Raw genomic sequence first — 4,586 nt, forward strand, 5'->3', positions numbered from 1 at the left:
GTTGGCGATCGAGCTGATGGGGCAGGAGACCTGGTCGGTGCTCGAGGTGTAGGTGCAGGTCGAGGAGCTGATCCCGGTGGCCGCGGAGGGCAGCTGCGTGGTGATGGTCACGCCGGTGGCGGTGGCGGGGCCGTTGTTGGTGACCGTCGCGTCGTAGTTGATGTGGCTGGTCAACAACCCATGCGCAGACGCGGTCAGGTCGACGCCGAGATCGGCGTTGGCCGGTGGCGGGGCGGTGACGGTCAGGTCCAACCGTGAATTGGTGGCCACGTTGTTCAGCTGCCCGACGCCATCGGTGTGGTGCCCGCCGTAGCCGCCGATCACGTCGCCGTCGCTCGCGGTGGCCGAGACGGTGAAGCTCGCGGTGCCGGTGACCGTCGTACCGACCACGACGCCCGTGTCAACGCCGACGAACTCGGCGAACGGCGGGCTCGTGGTGTTGTAGACGCAGAAAATGATGTCGCCCCCGCAGGTCCCCAGCAGCGCCAGCTCGCCGAGGTTGACCCCGGGAGCGCTGGTGACGATGTTCCTGCCGAAGGTGAAGACGGACTCGGAGGAGTCCTCATCGGGTCCGTCGCTCTGGCTGAAGGTGTAGGAGAAGTCGAAGGTGACGACCTGGCCGGGTGCGGGGGTGGTGTCGTCGACGGTCACGCTCAAGCCGTTGGGGCCGGTGACGGTGCCGGGGTCGGCCTGGGCGCCGGCCGCGTAGACCAGCGCTCCGAGCGTGAGGAGCAGGACGGCGCCGAGCGTCGTCGTCGCGCGGGACAGAATCGAGGTGTGCATGGTTCTCCTTCGGTGGGCTGATGGGTTCAGCGGCGCGCGCGTGATGGCGTCGCGCCGTCGCTGGTCGTTGGCGGCTCAGCAGCTGATGAGCGGTCCGGTCAGCGCGTGGCAGGTGGCGCTGGAGCTGTCGTTGGCCGGGTTGGGGTCGGTCGGCGTGACGGCCGACAGGGTCGCGGTGGCGGTCAGCGCTCCGAAGGAGAGCAGCCCGTATTGGGCGGTGAACGTCACGTGGGTCGTGGCGCCGTTGGCCAGCGCTCCGACCGGGCAGGTGACCTGGTGGGTCGTGCCGGCGTAGGTGCAGGAGCCGGCGGCGCTGATCCCGGTCGCCTGCCAGGGCAGCTGCGTGGTGAGCGTCGCCGAGCTCGCCGCGGCTGGCCCGTTGTTGGTCACCGCCGCGTCGTAGTTGACCTTGCCGTGCAGCGGCGGGCCGGCCCTGGCGCTGAGCGACACGCCGAGGTCGGCGGCGGGCGGGGCCGTGACCGTGATCGGCACGCTGCCGATGATCAAGGAGGCGCCACTGCCGTTGTTGTTGAACGCGCTGGCGAACCCGCTCATGTTGATGGTCTCGCCGATCGTGGCGCCGGCCGAGACCACGAGCTGGACGCTGCCCGCGCGCCTCTGGCCGAACGCGGTCACCTGCGGGACCTCGCTCGCGACCCCCAGCGTGAAGGGGTTGACCGCGCAGGCGGTCATGTCACCGGTGCACGATCCAGCGACGAGCGAGAGGTCGTCGTAGGGTCCGCCGCCGCCGTTGGTGCCGAGGCCCAGGACGGTGTGGGGCCTGTTGAGCTGGGGCGCGAAGGCCGGGTCGGTGTAGGTGACGTCCCAGCTGACGGTGATCGTCTCGCCCGGTGCGGGCGTGGTGTCGCTGACCGTCAGGCCGCCGTCGGTGCCGGGAGCCGCACGGGCGGAACCGGCGGCCAGCAGCAGCCCGAAGGCGCACAGCAGGGTGACGCACGCGGGAACGACACCGCGACGCCGTGACAGGGTGCTCATGAGGACTCCTCGGTTGAGGTCGGCGCGGAGGGACCGCGCCACGCTCGCGGCAGTCTGCCACGCGACTCGCATTCGTCAACGCACAGTGTCACTGATCTTTAAGAAGAATTGCGGAATGTCGCTGATCGATCGAGATCCCGAAGCTCATCAGCGCCACCACCTGATTCCTGGGCATCACGGCCGCCACAGGCGGTGAGGCTCGCGCGCCGCCGGGGCTCCAGTTGGCCGCCGGGACGAGCGTTGTCGGTGAACTTGACGCGTAGCCGTTGGCGGCGTGAGGGACGTGGTGGTGGCGGCCGCTGAAGAGGCCGGAGGTGATGGTGCCGATGGCCGTCAGGACGATCTGGCCGTCGACCTCGGAGGCCTCGGCGTTGAGGACGAAGGTGCTCGTCTGGCCGGTGTTCCAGTGGATCGTGCTCGTTCCGGAGAACAGCGAGGCCGGCGCGCTGCACGCCTGCGGCGCGGTGAAGCCCGGGGTCGTCGATCGTTGCCGGGTGGATGCTCGGATGGGTCAGCGACACGCACGTGGCGAAGGTGCGTGAGGCACCGGCCCGGCCGGGACCGCCAGGAGCGCGAGCGGGAGGCGGCGAGTCACACGGCGTGGCGCGAAGGACATGTGGTGCTCCGATCTGCCGGGGTGCGCGCCCGCCGGACGGCGAGGCGCGAATCACCGGCGACGATCCGCTCGTGAGCGCCGACAGTCAACGGAGGTGATCGTGCAGAAGCTCTTACCCGAACGACGGTCCCGTCGGGGCGCAGTCTGCTCCGACCGATCGCCGGCGTCAAGGACAGGAACACTGACTGTTAGGTGATAGTGCGCGCCGTTTCCTCGTCGATGGAAACGACCGTGTCACCCCGACCGATGGCGGGCAGTCCGGCGCATCGCCACGACGCGGGACATGGCGCTCACCGGGCGTCGAGACCGAGGTGTGACCATCGCGCATCGCACTCGGCCGAAGCGGGCGCACCCGCGTTCTCCTCGATCCCGTGGCCGCACCTCCGGCCGTCGGCCACGGGGCGGCGGCGGCGAGGTCAGGTCGCCGCGATCGCAGCGCGACCGCCGAGAAGGTGCGCGCGCCAGGTTCCCACGCTGTTGCCTGCGTGGGTGAGACACGCGGATATCCGGGTGGTGGCAGCGTGCCAACACCGGTTGCCGGCGGAATCGCTCCAGCCTATGCTGCTCCAGCCCATCGTTGAGTGTTACTGAGTCATGCGCAGTGAAAACCGGCTCGGAGGCTCGGCGATGCCCCGGCGCCGCTCGCGGCCGCCGGCCATCTGACGTGCGGCAAGACCCGTGCGCGGTGCGCTCGCGCACGCGAGGAGGTTCGATGCGAGATGCAGCTGCTCTGATCCGCGACGGCGTCCGCGATCTGCCGCCCGCGCTCGGGCTCGCCGCGGGCGAGCCCGCTTCGGTCGTCGTCTAGGCCGACATCCATCACAACTCGTGACGGCGTCTTCGGCGCCGTCCAAGTCCATCGAGGTTCTCATGCATTCCGCAGGAGCGCTGTTTCACAGCCTGAGCCAGTCCTGGCTGGGCGGGTCGCACCACCGACTCCGCGCTGCCGGCTGGATCGCCGCCATGCTCGGAGCGCTGGCCTGCAGCGCCGCCGCCGCGGCACCTGCCGGCGCCACGACGCTGTGCACCGGCCACCAGGACGAGACCTTCGCGCCCGGCCTGACCAACACCAGCCAGACCACGACGTTCACCGTCAGGCGCACGTTCTCGACGTGCCTGTCGCTCGCCGATCCGACGATCACCAGCGGGTCGGCGAGCACGACGATCATTGCGCCGTTCTCCTGTCAGAGCGCGCTCGACAGCGGCTCGTCCACATCGACCATCCACTGGAGCAACGGCCACACCAGCACGTTCTCCTTCACCTACACCTCGATCACCGTCAACGGCACCGACCAGACCGAGGAGACCGGCACGATCACCGCCGGCGAGTTCACCGGGAGGTCGGCGATCGGTGTCGTCACCACACCGTCGCTGGACCCGACGGCCTGCGCCTCGAGCACGGGGGTGACGTCGCTGACCGGCCTCTCCACCCTGACCATCCTCTGACCGCACCGACGATCGGGTCGCAACGCCGCGCGCAGGATGCCGGCGTCGCGACCCGGTCGTGCATCGAGCAATCACCGTGCAACAGCATGTTCATCCGCGCGAGGTTGTGGGTGGTGATGTTCTTCGGTGGCATCGCGCGACAGCAGCAGTGCCTGGGCGCTGGGCGCTGACGCGAGCGTGTGGCGGACGCTCGTCGACAGCGTGATCGTCACCGGGAACTTCGCGCCGAGGAGCGCCGATATGCGCCTCGCGGCTGATCACCGCGGCCGTGCGGGTTCTCCGGCGGCGTGCCGTTCCGGCTGCTCGACGAGCGTGGCGGTGCGCACGTCCCGGACGGCGGCCGGCCGGGGAGTGACCGTCCTGACTCCCGCCGACAACGAGGAGCAGGTGATCGCCACGAGCGTCCGGGCGGCGCTCGACGCCGGCCACCCCGAGTTCGAGCCTCACCTCGACGACCCTCCCGGCGCCGGCGCAGCCAACACAACTTCCTGTTGGGGTGGAAGGCGTTGTTGGTGTTGTGCAGCGCAGTTCACGTTGCGTGGCGGACGCGGCCCGCTGAGCGCATCGATCTCCGCGTCGCGTGCCGGGGAGGGCTGCCGGTGATCGGTGTCGTCGGCAGCCCTCCTGGGCGTGGGGTGGGCGCTTCGTGCGCCTTGTGTGGGGGTGGTGGGTCTGCTGGTGTCAGCAGTGGATGAGCAGTGGGGTGATGGCGTAGCAGTAGGCGGTGTCGCTGTCGTTGGTGGCG

General features: G+C 69.9%; 3 protein-coding genes and 1 pseudogene. 2 read left to right on the forward strand and 2 right to left on the reverse strand.

Going from position 1 to position 4,586, the window contains the following annotated elements; all coding sequences use genetic code 11:
* Window positions 1–783, reverse strand: a pseudogene (locus H030_RS0128000) (DUF11 domain-containing protein); the annotation flags it as partial.
* Window positions 784–858: 75 nt separating this feature from the next.
* On the reverse strand, window positions 859–1,779 hold the full coding sequence (locus tag H030_RS38070) for a DUF11 domain-containing protein (RefSeq protein ID WP_051223881.1): 921 nt from the start codon (window positions 1,777–1,779) through the stop codon (window positions 859–861).
* A 317-nt stretch (window positions 1,780–2,096) separates the two neighbouring features.
* Here H030_RS38070 and H030_RS0128010 point away from each other — a divergent pair, with 317 nt between their 5' ends.
* A complete protein-coding gene (locus H030_RS0128010; protein WP_027008561.1) occupies window positions 2,097–2,321 on the forward strand; it encodes a hypothetical protein in 225 nt (74 codons plus the stop codon).
* Between the two features lie 1,037 nt (window positions 2,322–3,358).
* Window positions 3,359–3,841, forward strand: a complete 483-nt coding sequence (locus H030_RS35920; protein ID WP_035130600.1) for a hypothetical protein — start codon at window positions 3,359–3,361, stop codon at window positions 3,839–3,841.
* Window positions 3,842–4,586 lie beyond the last annotated feature (745 nt).

Source organism: Conexibacter woesei Iso977N, assembly GCF_000424625.1.
Classification (GTDB): Bacteria; Actinomycetota; Thermoleophilia; order Solirubrobacterales; family Solirubrobacteraceae; genus Baekduia; species Baekduia woesei_A.

Coding starts and splice junctions, on each gene's coding strand:
- H030_RS38070 (WP_051223881.1), bottom strand. CDS start 1,779: ATGAGCACCCTGTCACGGCGTCGCGGTGTCGTTCCCGCGTGCGTCACC.
- H030_RS0128010 (WP_027008561.1), top strand. CDS start 2,097: ATGGTGCCGATGGCCGTCAGGACGATCTGGCCGTCGACCTCGGAGGCC.
- H030_RS35920 (WP_035130600.1), top strand. CDS start 3,359: ATGCTCGGAGCGCTGGCCTGCAGCGCCGCCGCCGCGGCACCTGCCGGC.